This window comes from Cupriavidus sp. UME77, assembly GCF_014170355.1.
Taxonomy (GTDB): domain Bacteria; phylum Pseudomonadota; class Gammaproteobacteria; order Burkholderiales; family Burkholderiaceae; genus Cupriavidus; species Cupriavidus basilensis.
Window position 1 is genome coordinate 1 of the sequence record NZ_LZZU01000032.1, and the last position, 16217, is coordinate 16217.

Sequence of the window (16217 nt, forward strand, 5' to 3'; positions counted from 1 at the left end):
GAGCAAGGCCGGCTGAAGCTGTTCTACCTGCCGCCGTATTCTCCTCACCTGAACCCCGACGAGCAGGTGTGGGCGCACGTGAAGCGGCAAGTCTCCAAGCGTTTAGTCCAGGGAAAGAACGAAATGAAGAAATTGGCGAGAAGTGCGTTACGTCGCATTCAACGACTGCCTGAGTTAGTCAAGTCGTTCTTTCGCCAGCCGGAGTGCCAATACGCTGCGGCCTGACAATACTTTCTGAAAAGTTAGTATGTCGACGAGGGCATCGATTTTGACCGAGTATTCCGCTGGGGCCTGTATGTGCCCGCCGGCACGCCCAAGCCAATCGTACAGAAGCTGTCGGACGCCTTGAACCAGGTACTGGCGACGCCGGAAATCAAGGCCCGCCTGCTGGAGATGGGCATCGCGGCCACGCCGATGAGCGGCGAGGAACTCGGCAAGCTGAATGCGCGCGATATCCCGGCGTGGAAAGAAGTAGCGAAGACAGCCGGCGTGACGCAGGACTAAGCGCCTTTTGCGCGCATGCATGCGTCAGTGCACGCGTCAGTGCATCAATCACTCGACAAGCCTGCAAGAAACCCCAAAACCCCGAATCACGGAGCCCTGAACATGGATAGTCTGTCACTCGCCCGCATCCAGACTGTGCGCGACCATATGGCCCTGGAGTGCACCCAGGAATGGGACGCTGTCATCGCCACCTTTGCCCATCCACGCTACGAGATGCACGGAGGCGGCGCGGTCTTCGACGGCGAGCAAGCGGTGCGCGGCTACTTCGCGTCTTCGCGCACGCCCTTCCCCGACCAGGCCAACGAGATCATCAGCATCGCCGCGGCCGGCGACACGGTGCTGGTGGAGTTCTGGCTCACCGGCACCCACCTTGGGCCCTTGAAGGCGAATGGTACCGTCTACCCGCCCACGGGCCGCGCGTTTCGCGTGCGCATGGCCGCGTCGTTCGAGTTCGCGCCCGACAGCGACAAGATCGTTTGCGAGCGGCCGTACTTCGACCAGGGGGCTAAGCTGCGCTCGCTCGGGCTGGCCGCCGCCTAGCGGATGGCGTTTCAGGCCATGTTTCCCGCGCCGCGGCCACATCGGCGGCGCTACTCGACTTCGCTGTCGTCGCCGTCGCTGCTATCGTTGCGTCCCAGCGCTTGCGCAGCGCGCTCGTGATCCATCGCGGCCTGGGCGAGCGCCGCCGCAACCGGCGGCGCGCTCTCCTTGCGCTCGCTGTACCGGTCCGTCAGATAAGCGGAACGGTCACGCACGAGCAAGGTGAACTTGACCAGTTCCTCCATCACGTCGACCACCCGGTCATAAAACGCGGAGGGTGCCATGCGGCCATCCGCGTCGAATTCCTGGTAGGCCTTCGGCACGGATGACTGGTTCGGGATCGTCACCATGCGCATCCAGCGCCCGAGCACACGCAGTGCATTGACGGCATTGAAGGACTGCGAGCCGCCGCACACCTGCATGACGGCCAGCGTGCGGCCCTGCGTGGGACGAATGCCGCCGATCTCCAGCGGCAACCAGTCGATCTGGTTCTTGAACACCGCGGTCAGCGTGCCGTGCCGCTCGGGGCTGCACCAGACCTGGCCCTCCGACCACGCGGACAGCGCGCGCAGCTCGGCCACCTTCGGATGATCCGCCGGCACGCTGTCCGTGACGGGAAGGCCATGCGGATCGAACACCTTGGTCTGCGCGCCGAGGTGCCTAAGGATCCGCTCGGCTTCGAGCGTGAGCAGGCGGCTATAGGAGTTCGGGCGTAGCGAGCCGTAGAGCAGGAGAATGCGCGGCGCATGTGTTGAGACGCTGCGCGGCTCCAGCTTTTGCTCGGTGGGTATGTCCAGCAGCGGCAGTGCAACGTTACGCAACGCATCCGTCATCGGCAGACCCTCCGGCCGTCGGCATCGATCACGCGCTCGCCGTCTTCCTTGGCAAAGGCACTGCGTTGCGGCGGTTGCGTGAGGTGCGCGATGACTTCAGGCTCGATCCCGGCGTTGCGAATCATCGCGAGCGTATTGCGCGATGTACCGCTGTCGGGAGTTGTGATGGCACCGAGGGCCCGTACGACCAGTTTCGAGTTCATGCTCGCATCATAACGCCATCATTTTAATATTTCCACAATTATTGAAATGATCTTGGGAGGCATATAAAGCGAACCGCGAGTCGCATGGTGCCTGGCCAAAACAGCTTATGTCGCTTCAAGCACAGAGAGAATATTGCCGGCCGGGTCCTTGAACCAGGCGATGACGGGGCCGCCCTCGCTGCGGCAGATGCCCCGCTCGTCGGTCTTCAGCCCGGGCAGGTCGTAGGTCTCGAAGCGCACGCCGAGCTTGCCGAGTGTCTCCACGGCCTTGTCCACGCTCTTCACCGGGAAATTCAGCACCGTGAACGTCGCAGGCACGTGGTTCGGCTTGAGATAAAGCAGCACGTTGTTGCCGCCGGCGATATACAGGGTCAGCAAGCCCCCGCTCGCGGAGACTTCCAGCCCCAGCGTACCGCCATAGAAGTTCGTGGCCTTGGCGATGTCGTCGACCGAGAATCCGCTGAATGCGTGACTGTCGCGCAACATGGCTTGCTCCTTGAAATCACTTCCGCCCATGCGGAAACAAAACCGGCCCGCTCGCGCCGCAGCGGCCTACGGGCCAGTATTGTTCATCGCGGCGTGGGACTCAAGGCGGGCGAGGTAACAAGGCACGACGCGCAATCCTGCCTGCGCTCACTTCGGGCTTGCAGGCTCCGCCGCTTCGGTGCGCTGGAGCGCACGGCTGCATTTGCGCAGAAGCCGCGCAGGCGATTGCTCTGCCTCAAGCGCCTGCGACGCAGCGATCAGCATCGCGGGCAAGGCAGGATCGCGCCTTGCCTCGTCCATGGCCGCCTGGTCGTCGGCACCCAGCTTGCCAAGCTCCGCCGACAAGGCTGCCTCGTAGCGCGGCGCGTTCGCGGGATCCAGCTTCGCGCAAGCCATCGGGAAAGCAACGATGGAGGCGTACATCGCCACCTTGAATTCCGGCGGCAACGGGCCGCACGGCGCATCGGGCGGGCACTGCGTGGTGGAAAAACTGCTTGCGGAAAACAATGCCAGGATCACTGCGCTGACTGTCTTTATCGGCATGGTGGTGTTCGCGCCCGTGACGGGCAACGCTTCAGGCCGCCGCCGCATCCGCCCCACCCCTGACCGGCAGCCAGATTTCCACGGTGCCCGTTCCCGCCACCGGATCGAAATCCGCGCTGTAGCGCTCAAACTCAGGCGCATGTCCGGCCCGGAACCCGGACGCCGGCAGCCATTGATGCCAGATGCGGTGAAACGTCTCGTGCAGCGTCGAGACATCGCCTGCATGCACGAATACAGCGTAGCGCTGCGGCTCGACCTTGATGCAGCGAAACGACGGCGGCAGTCCGTCCGGGCTGCTCACTTCCACGCCGGCCACATACTCGAAGCTGCCATCGTCCCGAGGGTTACAGCACAGGCCGTAGGTCATCCCGCCCACCTGGCCCGGGACTTCGCCAATGGAGGGGCCGAACGCATCCCAGAGCGCGGGAATGCCGCTGTTCGTTTCCAGGGTGAACCGCCCGCCGAGGCCCGCTATCCAGAAGGTGCGGCCGGCTTCAAAACGTGGGGTGGGGAGCGCGGTGGCGTTCGGTGCTTGCATGCGTTGTGGCTCGGAGAAACAGCAGTCCATGGGAGATGTGCGGCGTGCGCGGCGCCAAGCATAGCGTAAATGCCGCTGCACTTGATACGCCCATTCGAAGTACTGTCCGCCAGCACTGGCGAGTGGCATCAAGGTCCGGCATTGGCCGGATTAGGGCTCACGGCTCAGGGCTTGGGCCGCAAGCTCAAGGCTTGGCCAGCAGCTTGATCAGGCCGTTGATCTCGGCCTCGCAGGCCTTGGCCGCGCGTAGCTCGGCGGCGCGGTAGAGACGGATCGCTTCCTCGCCCACCGGCGTGAGCACGGTGCCGCCGCCCTGCGCGCCGCCATGCTCGGAATCCACGGCCGGCCTGGCCAGCGAGCGGTTGATTTCGTTGAGCAGATCCCAGGCCCGCTTGTAGGACATGTCGAGGTGTTTCGCCGCGGCGGAAATGGAGCCGCATTCGCGGATCGCTTCCAGCAGCGTGATCTTGCCGGGACCAATGGCGATGGTATCGCCCAGCATCACGCGCATGCGAAACAGCGCCTGCGGCGTATCCGGGCTGACCGAGGTTCGGGAGCGAGCAAGTTTGACCATGGCGGCATGGTACCCCGGCGGCATCCCCAGCGGAATATGCGCGCTATGCAAATAGCGCCTATGCGGGTAGCGCCATACGCGATCCGCAAAGCGTTACAAGTGTTCGCGGCGCCGGCCGCCCAATCGGCGCCATTGCGCGGCACGCTTATGCGCGCGCGGCCAGCAAGACGCTGGAGGCCTTGAAGATGGCGACGGCCGCGCCGCCTTGCACCAGCCCGAGGCTGGTCACGCTGTCATTGGTGATGATGGCCACGATCTCGCCGCCCTGCGCCAGGCCGATGGAGACCTCCGTATTCACCGCCTCGATCTTGATGCCCGATACCGTGCCGGCGAGCTGGTTGCGCGCGGAGAGCAGGATGTCCGGGTCGGGCACGCCCACGATCACGGACGATGCCTTGATCAGCGCGACGGCTTCCTTGCCGACAGCCAGCCCGAGGCGCTTCGTGCTCTCGGCGGTGATGGTCGCCACGATCCGCACGCCGCCGGCAATCTCGAGCTCGATTTCGTCGTTCACCGCGCCTTTGTGGACTGCGCTGACCTTGCCGCTCAATTGGTTTCTTGCGCTGGTTTTCATCTTGTCCTCGCCTCGTCATGTCCGCGGCCATCGCCCGGCCGCATGGGTCCCGGCCTGTGGCGCCCGGGTGCCGGATCGCCGGATCATAGCGCGTTCACATCCCTTCGCCACGCTGTCCGTCCTGACAACCATTCTTGCTCAGGCCCGGACGTAGACCCACGCCTGAACGCCTGATTTCAGCGTCACCGCGATGCGCTTGTAGTCCGAGACTTCATAGGCATCGGCCGCGGCCAGTTCCTGCGCGGTGATCTCGAAGACCATGCCGGCCACCTCATCGTTGGGATCCGGGCTGGGCTGGACGATCGGATGATGCGTCTTTCCGCTGGTAGCAACCACGGCAGGGTCATCGATGGCGACCATCGATTGCGAGTAGCCGGGGATGGCGTCATGGCGGCCGGCCAGTTCGCGGCCGAAGTTGGCGATCTGCACCGCCTTGTCTTGCAACGTCCCGTAGGAAAAAAGCAGTACAGCCGTATCTTTCGCATCCACCGTCATTGCCACTCCTTTTGATCTGCCTGTCTGGCGCTGCAATTCTAGGGCATGCCTGGTGGTTGCTGGCAGCGCTGCTTGACATACCTTACGCGCCTGCGGCGCGCTGCGTCGCCGCTGCACACCCGTTATATTCAATGGTATATTTCGCTGACCAAACGGGAATCCTGATGTTGCCCCTCTCCGAGGCATGGCAACGCGCCACCCTGCCCGTCTTCTCCCACGTGAGGTCCGCATGCACACGCCACCGTTTCGCCTTGCTCGCGCCAATGGCATTGGTGCAGCGCTCGGCCACGAGCAGCCACCGGCCGCCGGTTGTTGCACGCCAGCCGAGCCGCAGAGCCGCGCGGTACGGCGGCGCACGCGCCTGGCCGAACTGGACTCGCATCTGCACTGCTCGGTGATCGGCACCTGCATGACCACCAGCGAGCTGCGCAAGCTGGTACCGCGCTTCACCACGCTGGACCGGCAACGCGCCACCGACCTCGAAATCCATCACGAAGCGGTCAAGCTTTCCAGCGCGGGCGGCGAGGGTTGCAAAGCATTCCAGAAAGCGCTCGACGAGCGCTACGCGAGCGCCTTGAAGCGTTTCGGCGCGGCCAAGGATGCGGATGCCGTGCGCAAGCTCTGGGACGACGCCGTCGGCAGCGGCGACATCCCGTCAGCTTACTGGGCGGTGGTGACGCACCCTGAGGCCAGCACCGCGGTTCGCCAGGCGGCGTTTGGCGAGGTGCATATGCTGTCGCACCTGGTGGGTGCGGCGAATCGCGCCGACATCCGCCGGCTGATCGCGCTGGAAGAAGAAAATGCCGCGCTGCGGGACAAGCTCGAGCGCCAGCAGCAGCGCCTGCAGGCATTGAACATGCGGCATGCAATGGCGATCCGCCAGATGAGCGATCAGCTCAGCCAGTTGAACGCGCGCGCGGACCAGCAAGCGGGGCCGCGCGACACGGGTACAGATACGGATACGGCGTTGCAGATGCTGCGCGAGAGCCTGGCGGCACGCGATGCGGAACTCGCACTGCAAGCAAGCCGGCGCGAAGCCGCGGAGCAACACGCCATGCGCGAACACGAGCAGATGCAAGCCGTGCGCGCGCAGCTTGACGACGCACTGGCCCAGCTGAAGATCAGCCGCGCCGAATCGGAAGCGATGGAACGCGCCGTGCTCCCCGCCGCGGCACAAGGGGCGGAGCGCCACGCCGGGCTGCGCCAGCTACGGGGAAAACGCATTGTCTATGTCGGCGGACGCCCCGGCTCCAACCACACCCTGAAATCGCTGGTGGAATCCACCGGCGGCCAACTCGTGCTGCACGATGGCGGCATCGAGGACAGGAAGGGCCTGCTGGCGGCAACCGTGGCCCGCGCGGACATGGTGGTGTTTCCCGTCGACTGCATCGACCATGACTCCATGAGCATGCTCAAGCGCGTTTGCGAGCGCCATCAGGTGGCCTACTATCCCTTGCGAAGCGCCAGCGTGGCCAGTTTTGTCGAGTTGACCACGCGCGTCAGCGCAGCGGCGTAGCAAGAAGCCTGCGCCAGGGTATCGGCTTCAGAAGGCTGACAAACCTGAAGCTTTAGCCGAAGCCGCCGAACGGGCAAACGCCGCGCGCCATGACGACGGCTGTCTCTCCCTCGCCCCTCAGGGGGAGAGGGCCAGGGAGAGGGGTGGCTTAGCTAGGAGCCACTTGAAGCGAAGCCTTTTGTGTTTTCCAGCACGCAGGCGTAACGAGCGCCCACCCTCTTCCCCACGCGGGAGCGGGAAGCACGGCAAGGCAGATCCGGCTTTGTCGGCAAGTATCAGGGCTTGGTACCGCCCAGCCCGCCAAGCAGTCCGCCGAGCAGGCCACCCGTGCCCGCGTTGCCGGCGCCCGCCGCGCTAGTTGCACCAGTGGCGCCTGCCAGCACATTGGTGACCGGAGCCAATGCACTGGTCAGCGAGCCAGGCAAGGCACCAGGCAGCGCGCCGCCGCCACTGCCCGTGGCATGCGTCACCGTGCCGAGGGTGTTGTTGAGCAGGCTGGTCACTGGCGCGAGCAGGCCCGACGCTGGCGTATTGCCCGGTGCCAGGCCACCCGTGAGACCGCCCGTCAGCCCGCCAAGCAGGTTCGTGACCGGGGCCAGCGGATTATTGCCAGTGCCGCCCGTGGGGGCGTTGACCAGTCCGCCCAGCGCGGAAACCGTATTGCCGGTGGACGTCACGATGCCCCCCAGGCTGGATACCACCGGCGCGTTGGTCTGCGTGATCGTAGTGCCAACGGTACCCACCGTACCCCCGACCGTGCGCAGCAGATTGTCGACGACGGAACCCAGGCCGGTCGCTGCACCCAGGGTCTGCGTGGCGCCGGTCAGCGTGGAGGTCAGCGGCACGATCGCCTGGCCGAGCGTGCCTGTGATCTGGGTCACCGGATTGGTGATAGCCTGCGGTCCCGCGCCACCCACGATCTGGCCAACCTGGCTGACGATGGATCCCACAGGCGTGGTGACGGCAGCCAGCGGGCCGGAGCCCACCGCGCCGACGGCACTGCCCACGCCGCTGATTGCCGTGCCGAGTTGATTGAGTGCCGAGGGGCCGGTCGCGCCGGTGAGCCCCGTGCCGCCGGTGGCGCCGGTTGCGCCGGTGGGTCCCGTGCCGCCCGCCGGGCCGGTGGCCCCCGTGCCGCCCGCCGATCCGGTGGCGCCAGCGGGGCCCGAGGGACCCGTAGCTCCCGTGGCGCCGCCCGCCCCCGTCGCGCCCGTGGCACCGGTAGCGCCTGCGGAACCCGTTGCGCCCGTGGCTCCCGCTGCGCCGTTCGCCCCGTTAGTCCCCGTGGCGCCGGTAGCACCGGCATCGCCCTTGGCACCTGCGTTGCCTGCCGCGCCCGTAGCGCCGGCATTGCCCGCCGCTCCCGTATTGCCCGTCGGGCCAGTGGCGCCTGTCTTGCCCATGGCGCCGTCGGATCCGTTGGCACAGCCGCCAAGCAGCACCAACGCGCCCAATGTGATACCAAGGAAATATTGCTGATTGCGCACGGTCAGACCTCTCTGGTTATTGCGTTGAATCGTCAAGTGGTGGCCTAGACGCAATAGTTATGCCCGAGGTGAAAGACGTCTTTTTCGTGCTGCGCGCGACTGTGCTCGTAGCCTTGGAACCCGCTTGTGGATTGGCTTTGCGGGAAATGGATGAAGCCGGGCTCGCGCGTTTGAAGCGCGCCCTTCGCCCACCTGTTCCGTTACGCGTTACGTAACGCCCCCCGGCTCCATCGCCAATCAAACAGAAGTAATGGGCGCCTGGCACGCGCGCGCCAAACCCGGGGTTTATCCGGATCGGCAACTGCCAAGCGGCGACAGTCTTGCGCCGGCACGCTGCAGATAATCGCTCCAGGCAACGGACTGCGGCATCGGCCGCAGTGTTCCGCAGATTGCCCGCCACGGAGCTTTCAGCATGACCACAACCCTCTCCCCCGATCTCAAGGCGCGCCGCGAGCGCCTGGTGCTTGACCACTTCGCCGATGAGACCCGCCAGGATTTCGACGCAGTGCTCGCCACCTTCCCGCACCCGCACTACGAGCTGATTCCCAGCGGCGAAGTGCATGACGGCATCGACACCGTGCGCCAGTACTACATCGACAGCCGCCTGGCCTTCCCCGACCAGCGCCACGAGATCATCCAGCTGCGCCACACGGACGACGCCGTGATCGTGGAGTTCTGGCTGCTGGGCACGCACCGTGGCCCGTTGCGCGGCTTGCCGCCGACGGGCAATGCGTTTCGCTGCCGCATGATCGCGCTGTTCATCTTCGAGGGCGAGCGCCTGGTTTGCGAGCGCGTGTATTTCGACACGTTGACGATGCTGCGCCAGTTGCTGGCCGGCACGCCGCCGGACATGCTGCGCCAGCTGATCGGCGGCCTGCTGGGCCAGCCAGAAGCGCGCCAGGCCGAAGCCGCATAAAAAGAAAAACAAGAACCACAGGAGACAACCCATGAAACGCGAACCCGATCCGACAGGCCTGCTGCCGATCTCCGATTTTGACGGCGCGCGCAGCGCCAGCGCGCCACAGGACCGCCTGCGCGCGCTGCGCAGCGGCGCGGCGCGCTTTCGCGAGCAGTTCCTGGAAGCACCGCCGGTCCGGTTCGCGCGCAGCTTCAACCTGCTGCGGGTTCCCTACCCGGCCTGGTACGCCTTCAACGGCGTGTACTCGCAGCAGATGCTCAAGCCGCACCTGATCCACCTGCTGTCGCGCACGGTGCTGATCCAGTACGAGGACTTCGCGGGGTGCCTGCGCACGCTGCTGTTTACCCCCGCGGACTTCGAGGCCGGCACCGAGACGCCCTACTTCAAGCGCATGAGCACGCAGACGCCGCGGTTCCTGCACAACACCATCGCCCCCGTCTACGGCACGGTGCTGCAAGCGCTGGCACGCTGCGGCGTGGCCCCCGAGCAGATCGACTACATCACCTACGATCACCTGCACACGCAGGACGTGCGCCGCTGGCTCGGCAGCGGCGCGAGCCGCGGATTGCTGCCCAACGCGAGGCTTCTGGTGCACCGCCAGGAGCTGGCCAGCGTGCACGGCCTGCTGCCGGTGCAGGCCGACTGGTACTGCCCCAATGGCCTCGCGGACGTGCCGCGGGAGCGCATCGTCGCTTTCGACGGCAGCGTGCACCTGGGCCACGGCCTGGCGCTGGTGCACACGCCAGGGCACACCGAAGGCAATCACTCGCTGGTCTATCGCACGCCCGACGGCATCCGCGTGAGCAGCGAGAACGGTGTCAGCGCGGACAGCTGGTCGCCGGAGCACTCGCGCCACAACGGCATCCGGCGCTTTGCGCGCGCCACCGGGGCCGAGGTGATCCTGAACGGCAATACGCAGGAGGGCAGCAACGACCAGTACCTGTCCATGGTGCTGGAGAAAACCATCGCGGGTGCCTCCGAAGCGCATCCGTTTTGCAACGTCATGCCGTCGTCCGAGTGCACGCCGTACTGGCTGTTCCCAGGCGCGCCGTCCAGCCACTTGTGGGGCGAGACCGAGTTCGGCCACCCGAGCGGCACGCGGGCAGACCGGGGGCCCGCGCAATGAACACCGCTACCCTCACCAAGCCGGCCGGCACGGCCACCGCCGATCCGGCCAGCGACGCCGAGCTGTTCCGCAAGATCACATGGCGGCTGCTGCCGCTGCTATGCGTGTGCTATGTCTTCAATTACCTGGACCGGACCAACGTTGGCTATGCGCAGCTGCAGATGCGCGAGGACCTCGGCTTTGGCGATGCCGTCTTTGGCCTGGGCGCGAGCATCTTCTTTCTCGGCTATGCGCTGTTCGAGGTGCCCAGCAACCTGATGCTGGCGAAGATCGGCGTGCGGGCCACGCTGCTGCGCATCATGGGGCTGTGGGGACTAGCGTGCGCGGCCATGATCTTCGTGAGCACGCCCACGCAGTTCTATGCGTTGCGGTTCCTGATCGGGGTGCTGGAGGCCGGGTTCGCGCCGGGGGTGCTGTTCTACTTCACGCTCTGGTATCCATCGCGCCGCCGGGCACAGGTGACGGCGCTGTTCTTCATGGCCTATGGCGCCGCGCCAATCGTGGCCGGGCCGCTGGCGGGCCTGGTGATGACGTTCCTCAATGGCGCATGGTCCTTGCAGGGATGGCAGTGGCTGTTCCTGCTGGAGGGGATACCGAGCGCGCTGCTGGGCATCCTGGCCTTCTTCATCCTGTCGGACGGTCCTGCGCAGGCACGGTGGCTCAGCGCCCCTGAGCGGCAACGCGTCGCCCGGCTGCTGGAGGAGGACCAGTCCGCCAATGGCATCCGTGCGGCCCACGGCTTTGGCGCCGCGATGCGCGACCGGCGCGTGTGGATGCTCGGCCTGATCTCGTTTCTCGCCATCCTGGGCATCTATGCCTTGTCGTTCTGGCAGCCCACGCTGTTGAAGATGATGGGGCTGAGCGTGTTGCAGGTGGGGTTTTACGCGGTGGTGCCGGCAGTCACCGGGATTGCGGCGTCCATCGTCGTGGGGCGCCATTCGGACCGCACGGGGGAGCGGCGCTGGCATTTTGCCGTGGCGGCGCTGGTTGGCGCGCTGGGCTTGTCGCTCACCACGCTGTTCATGCACAACCCGCTGGCGGCGGTGCTGTGCCTGGCGCTGTCGTCGGCGGGCATCTCCAGCGCTTTCACGATTCTCTGGTCCGTGCCGGGCAGCATCCTGGCGGACCGGGGCGCGGCTGCCGGCATCGCCATGATCAGCACGATCGGCAGCAGCGCGGGCCTGGTGGCGCCGGTCATGGTGGGCGCCATCAAGGCGGCCACCGGCGGCTTCACCGATAGCCTGTACATCCTCAGCGCGGCCCTGGTGCTGGCCGCGCTGCTCTTCGTGCTGGCGTTTCCCATGCGCATGGCTGCGCTTGAAACCCGCCCCGCGCGTTAAGCGTTGCCGCGGCGTGCATCCAGGCTGAAGCGGCCTGCACCGTAGACCACGATCTGCAGCAGGCCGCCGGCCATCGCGATGTTCTTGAAGAAGTGGATGAACTGGTTCTGGTCCGCCAGGTTGGCATGGAAGGCCAGCGCGGTCGCCACGCTAAAGACGGCCAGGATGGCAGCTACCAGGCGGGTGCGGTATCCCAGCACCAGGGCGATGCCGCCCACCACTTCCACGACGATGGCAATGGCCAGCGCCACTTGCGGCAGCGGCAGGCCGACCGACTGGATGTAGCCGATCATGGCGGCCGGCGCGGCCAGCTTGGACGCACCGGAGAGCAGGAAGATGGCGCTGATCAGGACACGGCCCAGCACTGCCACGCCGGCTGCGGCGGGTGTGCCGGCACGGGAGTTGGCCTGGGCATTAAGTTGGGCGTTGGGTTTGGCGGCTTGGGACATGGTGGTTCTCCATTCGAGGCGGCCGCACAGTCATGGCAGGCCGCTTGAGTCAGGGGATCAAGGTTCGGGTTCGGGTTCAGGGTCTGAATCGGGTACTGCAACCGATGGGCCTAAATGTAGGCGGGTTTTTACGTCCGCGAAACTGGGATAATATGGATCGAAACGTTCGATAAAGTCGATAAGATGCCCAATCCCGGTACGCCCACGCTGGATCAACTGAAGGTGTTCCTGACCGTGGTGGACGTCGGCAGCTTTGCCGGCGCGGCCCGCAAGCTCAGCCGGGCGACCTCGGTCATCAGCTATACGATCGCCAACCTGGAGAATCAGCTCGGCGTGGCGCTGTTCGACCGCAAGACCACCAAAAAGCCGCAACTGACCGAGGCGGGCCGCACCGTGCTGGCCGAGGCGCGCACGGTCACCATGGGCATCGACGGGCTGCGCGCGAAGGTCAAGGGCCTGCTGCAAGGCCTGGAGGCCGAGGTCCACCTGGCGCTGGACGTGATGCTGCCCGCGGCGCGCGTGGTGGACGCCTTGAAGGCCTTCCGCGAGGCATTTCCCACGGTAGCGCTGCACCTGCACATGGAGGCACTTGGCGCCGTGACGCAGATGGTGCTGGACGGCTCTGCCGCCATCGGCGTCAGCGGGCCGCTTGGTGCGGGCGTGGCGGGGATCGAGCGCATCTGGATCGGCGATGTGATGCTGCGGCCGGTTGCGGCGCCAGGCCATCCGTTGGCCAGCGGCAGCCCGAACCTGCCGGGCGCCGGACGGCATCATGTGCAACTGGTGCTGTCGGACCGCTCGGCGCTGACGCGCGGCAAGGATTTCGCGGTGATCAGCACGCATACCTGGCGCCTGGGCGATCTTGGCGCCAAGCACATGCTGCTGCGCGAAGGCATCGGCTGGGGCAATATGCCGGTGCCCATGGTGCAGGAAGATCTCGACTCGGGGCGCCTGGTGCTGCTCGACCTGCCCGAAAATCACAGCAACTTCTACCCCTTCGATGCGATCTACCGCACCGACACGCCACCCGGCCCCGCCGCCTCGTGGCTGATCGAGCGCTTCTCCGGCCAGGCCGCGGGCTAAGGCTTCGCGCCGCTAGCGTGCACCGCCGGCGCCACCGGACACTGGCAACTCAAAGCTGAACACCGTGCCGCTGCCGGCGCGCTCCACCAGCCGGATCTGGCTGTGATGCAACTGCAGCATGCGCTGCACGATCAGCAACCCCAACCCGCCGCCGCGATGCGCGCCGCCGGCGCTGAAGGGCCGCTGGAACAGGCTTTCGCGCAGTCCCGCGGGAATGCCGGGGCCGGTATCGCTGACGGTGACCGCCACCTTGCCGTCGCGCAGGGCGAGATCGACATCGATGGCGCCTTCGGCCGGCGTATGGCGGATCGCGTTATCCAGCAGGTTGGTCAGCACGCGCTCGATCATGCCGAGATCGGCCGTGACGGCGGGCAGGCGCTGCGGGATACCGGCACGCAGCCGCACATGGCGCGCCTCGGCCGGCAGCTCGAACTTCTGGAACACGTCCTGCACCAGGTCCACCAGCGAAAAATCCTCCAGCGCCGGCTGCACGATGCCGTGCTCCAGCCGCGCCAGCTCAAAGAGCGATTGCGCCAGCCGCCCCACCTTGACGCTTTGCGCCAGCGCGATGGCCAGGTAGCGCTGGCGCTCGGCCTCGCTAAGCGTATCGGCCTTGAGCGACAGCGTTTCCAGGTAGCCGTGCAGCGAGGTCAGCGGCGTGCGCAGGTCATGCGAAATATTGGCAACCAGCTCGCGCCGCTCCTGGTCCTGCTTGGTCAGCGCGCGCCATTGCTCGGCGATGCGGTCCGCCATTTGCGCGAAGGCCGCTTCCAGCGCGACGATTTCATCGCGTGCATTGCCGCACGGCGAGCGCGGCACGCGCGGCTGCGTCTCGGGCGCGCCGTCGGCATCAAAGCGCCGCATCGCCTCGGTCAGGCGGCGCAGCGGCCGCGTGATGAGGCCAAACGCCATCAGGCCCGCCAGCAAACCCAGCAGCGCCACCAGCCCCATCGACCACAGCGTGGTGCGCAGCACCGAGTTGGCGGAGGCACGCGCCGCCAGTTCGTCATGCGCCTCGCCCAGCAGCACCACATAGATGTAGCCGGCGGGCTCGGCACCCCCCACGCGCAGCGGCGCGGCGCTGAACACCTTGCGCCCGCCCGCGCTGCGCGGATCGTCCCCAAGGATAGGCAGCGGCTCGCCGGCCAGCAGGCGCTGCACCGGCTGGAGGTCTACCTGCTGGCGCTGCAGGTGCCCGGCCGGCGCATCGTGCCCCTGGATCCGGCCCTGGCTGTCCAGCAGGTACACCTCCACGCTCGGGTTCACCACCATCAACTGGCCGAACAGGCGGCGCAGCGCATCCGGCTTGAGCCCGTTGGCGTCCATCAGCGAAGCATTACGGGCGATATGGCCGGCCAGCCCCCGCGACAGGTCCTGGATGACTTCCTTCTCGCGCATGTCGTTGGAGCGGAACTGCAGCCACGCGGAGGCGCCGCAGCAGGCCAGCAGCAGCACGGAAAACACCAGCGACAGCCGCTGCGTCAGGGTCAGGCGGCGGCTCAGGTTCAGTCCAAGGTCAAAGCTCACGGCGCGCCTCCCTGGGTTCCCGCCGCGAGCTTGTAGCCATGCCCCCACACGGTCAGGATGCGGCTGGGCTGTGCCGGGTCGGCCTCGATCTTGGTGCGCAGCCGGTTGATATGGGTGTTGACGGTATGTTCGTAGCCCTCGTGCTGATAGCCCCAGACGGCGTTGAGCAGGTCCATGCGCGAGAACACCTTGCCGGGATGCCGGGCGAAGAAATACAGCAGGTCGAACTCACGCGGGGTGAGCTCGATGCGCCGGCCGTCCACGCTGGCCTCGCGCGTGAGCGGATCGATCGACAGGCCGCCCAGTTCCAGGCTGCCCGCATCGATCCGCAGGTCCTTGGCCATGGCATCCACGCGGCGCAGCAGCGCCTTCACGCGGGCCACCAGTTCGAGCACCGAGAACGGCTTGGCCAGGTAGTCGTCGGCGCCAAGCTCCAGGCCAAGGATGCGGTGGACTTCGCTTGCGCGCGCGCTGGTGATGATGATCGGCGTGTAGCGCGTCATGGCGCGGGCGCGCCGGCAGATCTCCAGCCCGTCCACGCCGGGCAGCATCAGGTCGAGGATCAGCGCGTCCCAGTTGCCTTGCGCCAGCAGCCGCAGGCCTTCGTTGCCGTCGGCGCTGTGCACGACTTCATAGCGCTCGTCGCGCAGGTGCAGGCTCAGTACGTTGGCGATGTCGACGTCGTCTTCGACGATCAGGATGCGCTTGGGGTGATCCATGTTCAGCCTAGAGGCGCGAGCCGGCTCGCGCATGACAGGGGAGGCACAGGAAAAGCGCCGGCCTGGCTATTGTGCAAAATTTTGAGGCGGCGAGTTATCACATTTAATTTAACCTTTGGTGAGGACTCCGGGATGGTGCCAGCCATACGATGCGGCCAACGATCCATGGCAGCGATCGACGGCAAGTCGGTCGCCGCGATCGATACATTGAGGCAAGGAGCACATCATGGGAAGCAGAAGGCGCTTTTTGGTATCGGGCGGTGCCGCCGTGGCGGCGCTTGCGGCCGCGAGCGGCTGGCGCGCGCTGGCCGCCGGCCCGGCAAACGCGGCGAACGCGGGCAAGCCCGCCGAAACCTTCGAGGTAGTGCGCTCCGACGCCCAGTGGCGCCAGATGCTCAGCGCAAGCCAGTACAGCGTGCTGCGTCAGGAAGGCACGGAGCGGCCCTACAGCAGCCCGCTGAACGATGAGCATCGCGCCGGCATCTTCGCCTGCGCCGGATGCCAGCTCGACCTGTTCTCGTCGCGCACCAAGTTCGACAGCCGCACCGGCTGGCCCAGCTTCTGGGCGCCGCTGGAGAACGCCGTGCGCACGAACGAGGACCGCTCCTTCGGCATATCTCGCACGGAGGTGCATTGCCGGCGCTGCGGCGGCCACCTGGGCCATGTGTTCGACGACGGCCCCAAGCCGACCGGGCTGCGCTACTGCATGAACGGCGTGGCGATGACGTTCAAGCCGCAAGCCGCCTGAGTCCGCGCGGGCC

Annotated in this window: 21 protein-coding genes; 9 read left to right on the top strand and 12 right to left on the bottom strand. The window is 66.3% G+C overall.

Annotated features, from left to right (window positions below; translation table 11 throughout):
• The 3 genes from A9975_RS11875 to A9975_RS11885 form a co-directional block, all read left to right on the top strand.
• Positions 1-225: transposase (locus A9975_RS11875; protein ID WP_183032474.1), on the top strand; the 225-nt coding region annotated here is incomplete at its 5' end.
• A gap of 36 nt (positions 226-261) precedes the next feature.
• Positions 262-504, top strand: a complete 243-nt coding sequence (locus A9975_RS11880) for a tripartite tricarboxylate transporter substrate-binding protein (RefSeq protein WP_370564519.1) — start codon at positions 262-264, stop codon at positions 502-504.
• A gap of 102 nt (positions 505-606) precedes the next feature.
• A complete protein-coding gene (locus A9975_RS11885) occupies positions 607-1044 on the top strand; it encodes an ester cyclase (RefSeq protein ID WP_150984336.1) in 438 nt (145 codons plus the stop codon).
• 50 nt (positions 1045-1094) lie between these two features.
• On the opposite strand, the gene arsH is transcribed toward A9975_RS11885, so the two are convergent.
• The 8 genes from arsH to A9975_RS11925 all read right to left on the bottom strand — a co-directional run bounded on the left by arsH (position 1095) and on the right by A9975_RS11925 (position 5290).
• Positions 1095-1877: an arsenical resistance protein ArsH gene (arsH, locus tag A9975_RS11890; RefSeq protein WP_183032853.1), complete on the bottom strand. Its 783-nt coding sequence runs from the start codon at positions 1875-1877 to the stop codon at positions 1095-1097.
• Positions 1874-2080 (bottom strand): hypothetical protein, encoded by a 207-nt coding sequence (locus A9975_RS11895; protein ID WP_183032854.1) that lies wholly within the window; start codon positions 2078-2080, stop codon positions 1874-1876. Before A9975_RS11895 ends, arsH begins: the two co-directional genes overlap by 4 nt.
• 105 nt (positions 2081-2185) lie before the next feature.
• Entirely contained in the window at positions 2186-2566 is a 381-nt protein-coding gene (locus A9975_RS11900; protein ID WP_150984339.1) for a VOC family protein, read from the bottom strand.
• A 147-nt stretch (positions 2567-2713) separates the two neighbouring features.
• Positions 2714-3109 (bottom strand): hypothetical protein, encoded by a 396-nt coding sequence (locus A9975_RS11905; protein ID WP_183032855.1) that lies wholly within the window; start codon positions 3107-3109, stop codon positions 2714-2716.
• Between the two features lie 31 nt (positions 3110-3140).
• The gene (locus tag A9975_RS11910) at positions 3141-3647 is read right to left on the bottom strand and encodes a GyrI-like domain-containing protein (protein ID WP_183032856.1); all 507 of its coding nucleotides are present in this window, start codon (positions 3645-3647) and stop codon (positions 3141-3143) included.
• Between the two features lie 184 nt (positions 3648-3831).
• Positions 3832-4221 carry a winged helix-turn-helix domain-containing protein gene (locus A9975_RS11915; RefSeq protein ID WP_255503172.1) on the bottom strand — a complete coding sequence of 130 codons (390 nt, stop codon included), beginning with the start codon at positions 4219-4221 and terminating at the stop codon, positions 3832-3834.
• Between the two features lie 145 nt (positions 4222-4366).
• Positions 4367-4795: a molybdopterin-binding protein gene (locus A9975_RS11920; protein WP_183032857.1), complete on the bottom strand. Its 429-nt coding sequence runs from the start codon at positions 4793-4795 to the stop codon at positions 4367-4369.
• A gap of 138 nt (positions 4796-4933) precedes the next feature.
• Entirely contained in the window at positions 4934-5290 is a 357-nt protein-coding gene (locus A9975_RS11925; RefSeq protein WP_174427487.1) for a gamma-glutamylcyclotransferase family protein, read from the bottom strand.
• Positions 5291-5519: 229 nt separating this feature from the next.
• Here A9975_RS11925 and A9975_RS11930 point away from each other — a divergent pair, with 229 nt between their 5' ends.
• Positions 5520-6806: a DUF2325 domain-containing protein gene (locus A9975_RS11930; protein ID WP_183032858.1), complete on the top strand. Its 1287-nt coding sequence runs from the start codon at positions 5520-5522 to the stop codon at positions 6804-6806.
• 275 nt (positions 6807-7081) lie between these two features.
• Here the strand turns inward: A9975_RS11930 and A9975_RS11935 are convergent, their stop codons facing one another.
• Entirely contained in the window at positions 7082-8293 is a 1212-nt protein-coding gene (locus tag A9975_RS11935; RefSeq protein ID WP_183032859.1) for a collagen-like triple helix repeat-containing protein, read from the bottom strand.
• Positions 8294-8705: 412 nt separating this feature from the next.
• Between A9975_RS11935 and A9975_RS11940 the strand changes: the two genes are divergently transcribed.
• The 3 genes from A9975_RS11940 to A9975_RS11950 are packed head-to-tail and all read left to right on the top strand — an operon-like array spanning position 8706 to position 11678.
• Positions 8706-9209, top strand: a complete 504-nt coding sequence (locus A9975_RS11940; protein WP_183032860.1) for an ester cyclase — start codon at positions 8706-8708, stop codon at positions 9207-9209.
• A gap of 31 nt (positions 9210-9240) precedes the next feature.
• Positions 9241-10338 carry a hypothetical protein gene (locus tag A9975_RS11945; RefSeq protein WP_183032861.1) on the top strand — a complete coding sequence of 366 codons (1098 nt, stop codon included), beginning with the start codon at positions 9241-9243 and terminating at the stop codon, positions 10336-10338.
• The gene (locus A9975_RS11950) at positions 10335-11678 is read left to right on the top strand and encodes an MFS transporter (RefSeq protein ID WP_183032862.1); all 1344 of its coding nucleotides are present in this window, start codon (positions 10335-10337) and stop codon (positions 11676-11678) included. Before A9975_RS11945 ends, A9975_RS11950 begins: the two co-directional genes overlap by 4 nt.
• On the opposite strand, the gene A9975_RS11955 is transcribed toward A9975_RS11950, so the two are convergent.
• On the bottom strand, positions 11675-12127 hold the full coding sequence (locus A9975_RS11955; RefSeq protein WP_183032863.1) for a DoxX family protein: 453 nt from the start codon (positions 12125-12127) through the stop codon (positions 11675-11677). The genes A9975_RS11950 and A9975_RS11955 overlap by 4 nt on opposite strands.
• 183 nt (positions 12128-12310) lie before the next feature.
• On the opposite strand from A9975_RS11955, the gene A9975_RS11960 reads away from it, so the two are divergent.
• Entirely contained in the window at positions 12311-13210 is a 900-nt protein-coding gene (locus tag A9975_RS11960) for a LysR family transcriptional regulator (protein WP_150984349.1), read from the top strand.
• A 12-nt stretch (positions 13211-13222) separates the two neighbouring features.
• On the opposite strand, the gene A9975_RS11965 is transcribed toward A9975_RS11960, so the two are convergent.
• Positions 13223-14737 (bottom strand): HAMP domain-containing sensor histidine kinase, encoded by a 1515-nt coding sequence (locus tag A9975_RS11965; RefSeq protein WP_183032864.1) that lies wholly within the window; start codon positions 14735-14737, stop codon positions 13223-13225.
• A complete protein-coding gene (locus A9975_RS11970) occupies positions 14734-15456 on the bottom strand; it encodes a response regulator transcription factor (protein ID WP_043353109.1) in 723 nt (240 codons plus the stop codon). The genes A9975_RS11965 and A9975_RS11970 overlap by 4 nt, the downstream gene beginning before the upstream one ends.
• 226 nt (positions 15457-15682) lie before the next feature.
• Between A9975_RS11970 and msrB the strand changes: the two genes are divergently transcribed.
• The gene (msrB, locus tag A9975_RS11975; protein ID WP_183032865.1) at positions 15683-16204 is read left to right on the top strand and encodes a peptide-methionine (R)-S-oxide reductase MsrB; all 522 of its coding nucleotides are present in this window, start codon (positions 15683-15685) and stop codon (positions 16202-16204) included.
• Positions 16205-16217: the final 13 nt, after the last annotated feature.

Coding starts and splice junctions, on each gene's coding strand:
- A9975_RS11885 (WP_150984336.1), top strand. CDS start 607: ATGGATAGTCTGTCACTCGCCCGCATCCAGACTGTGCGCGACCATATG.
- arsH (WP_183032853.1), bottom strand. CDS start 1,877: ATGACGGATGCGTTGCGTAACGTTGCACTGCCGCTGCTGGACATACCC.
- A9975_RS11895 (WP_183032854.1), bottom strand. CDS start 2,080: ATGAACTCGAAACTGGTCGTACGGGCCCTCGGTGCCATCACAACTCCC.
- A9975_RS11900 (WP_150984339.1), bottom strand. CDS start 2,566: ATGTTGCGCGACAGTCACGCATTCAGCGGATTCTCGGTCGACGACATC.
- A9975_RS11905 (WP_183032855.1), bottom strand. CDS start 3,109: ATGCCGATAAAGACAGTCAGCGCAGTGATCCTGGCATTGTTTTCCGCA.
- A9975_RS11910 (WP_183032856.1), bottom strand. CDS start 3,647: ATGCAAGCACCGAACGCCACCGCGCTCCCCACCCCACGTTTTGAAGCC.
- A9975_RS11915 (WP_255503172.1), bottom strand. CDS start 4,221: ATGGTCAAACTTGCTCGCTCCCGAACCTCGGTCAGCCCGGATACGCCG.
- A9975_RS11920 (WP_183032857.1), bottom strand. CDS start 4,795: ATGAAAACCAGCGCAAGAAACCAATTGAGCGGCAAGGTCAGCGCAGTC.
- A9975_RS11925 (WP_174427487.1), bottom strand. CDS start 5,290: ATGACGGTGGATGCGAAAGATACGGCTGTACTGCTTTTTTCCTACGGG.
- A9975_RS11930 (WP_183032858.1), top strand. CDS start 5,520: ATGCACACGCCACCGTTTCGCCTTGCTCGCGCCAATGGCATTGGTGCA.
- A9975_RS11940 (WP_183032860.1), top strand. CDS start 8,706: ATGACCACAACCCTCTCCCCCGATCTCAAGGCGCGCCGCGAGCGCCTG.
- A9975_RS11945 (WP_183032861.1), top strand. CDS start 9,241: ATGAAACGCGAACCCGATCCGACAGGCCTGCTGCCGATCTCCGATTTT.
- A9975_RS11950 (WP_183032862.1), top strand. CDS start 10,335: ATGAACACCGCTACCCTCACCAAGCCGGCCGGCACGGCCACCGCCGAT.
- A9975_RS11955 (WP_183032863.1), bottom strand. CDS start 12,127: ATGTCCCAAGCCGCCAAACCCAACGCCCAACTTAATGCCCAGGCCAAC.
- A9975_RS11960 (WP_150984349.1), top strand. CDS start 12,311: ATGCCCAATCCCGGTACGCCCACGCTGGATCAACTGAAGGTGTTCCTG.
- A9975_RS11970 (WP_043353109.1), bottom strand. CDS start 15,456: ATGGATCACCCCAAGCGCATCCTGATCGTCGAAGACGACGTCGACATC.
- msrB (WP_183032865.1), top strand. CDS start 15,683: ATGGGAAGCAGAAGGCGCTTTTTGGTATCGGGCGGTGCCGCCGTGGCG.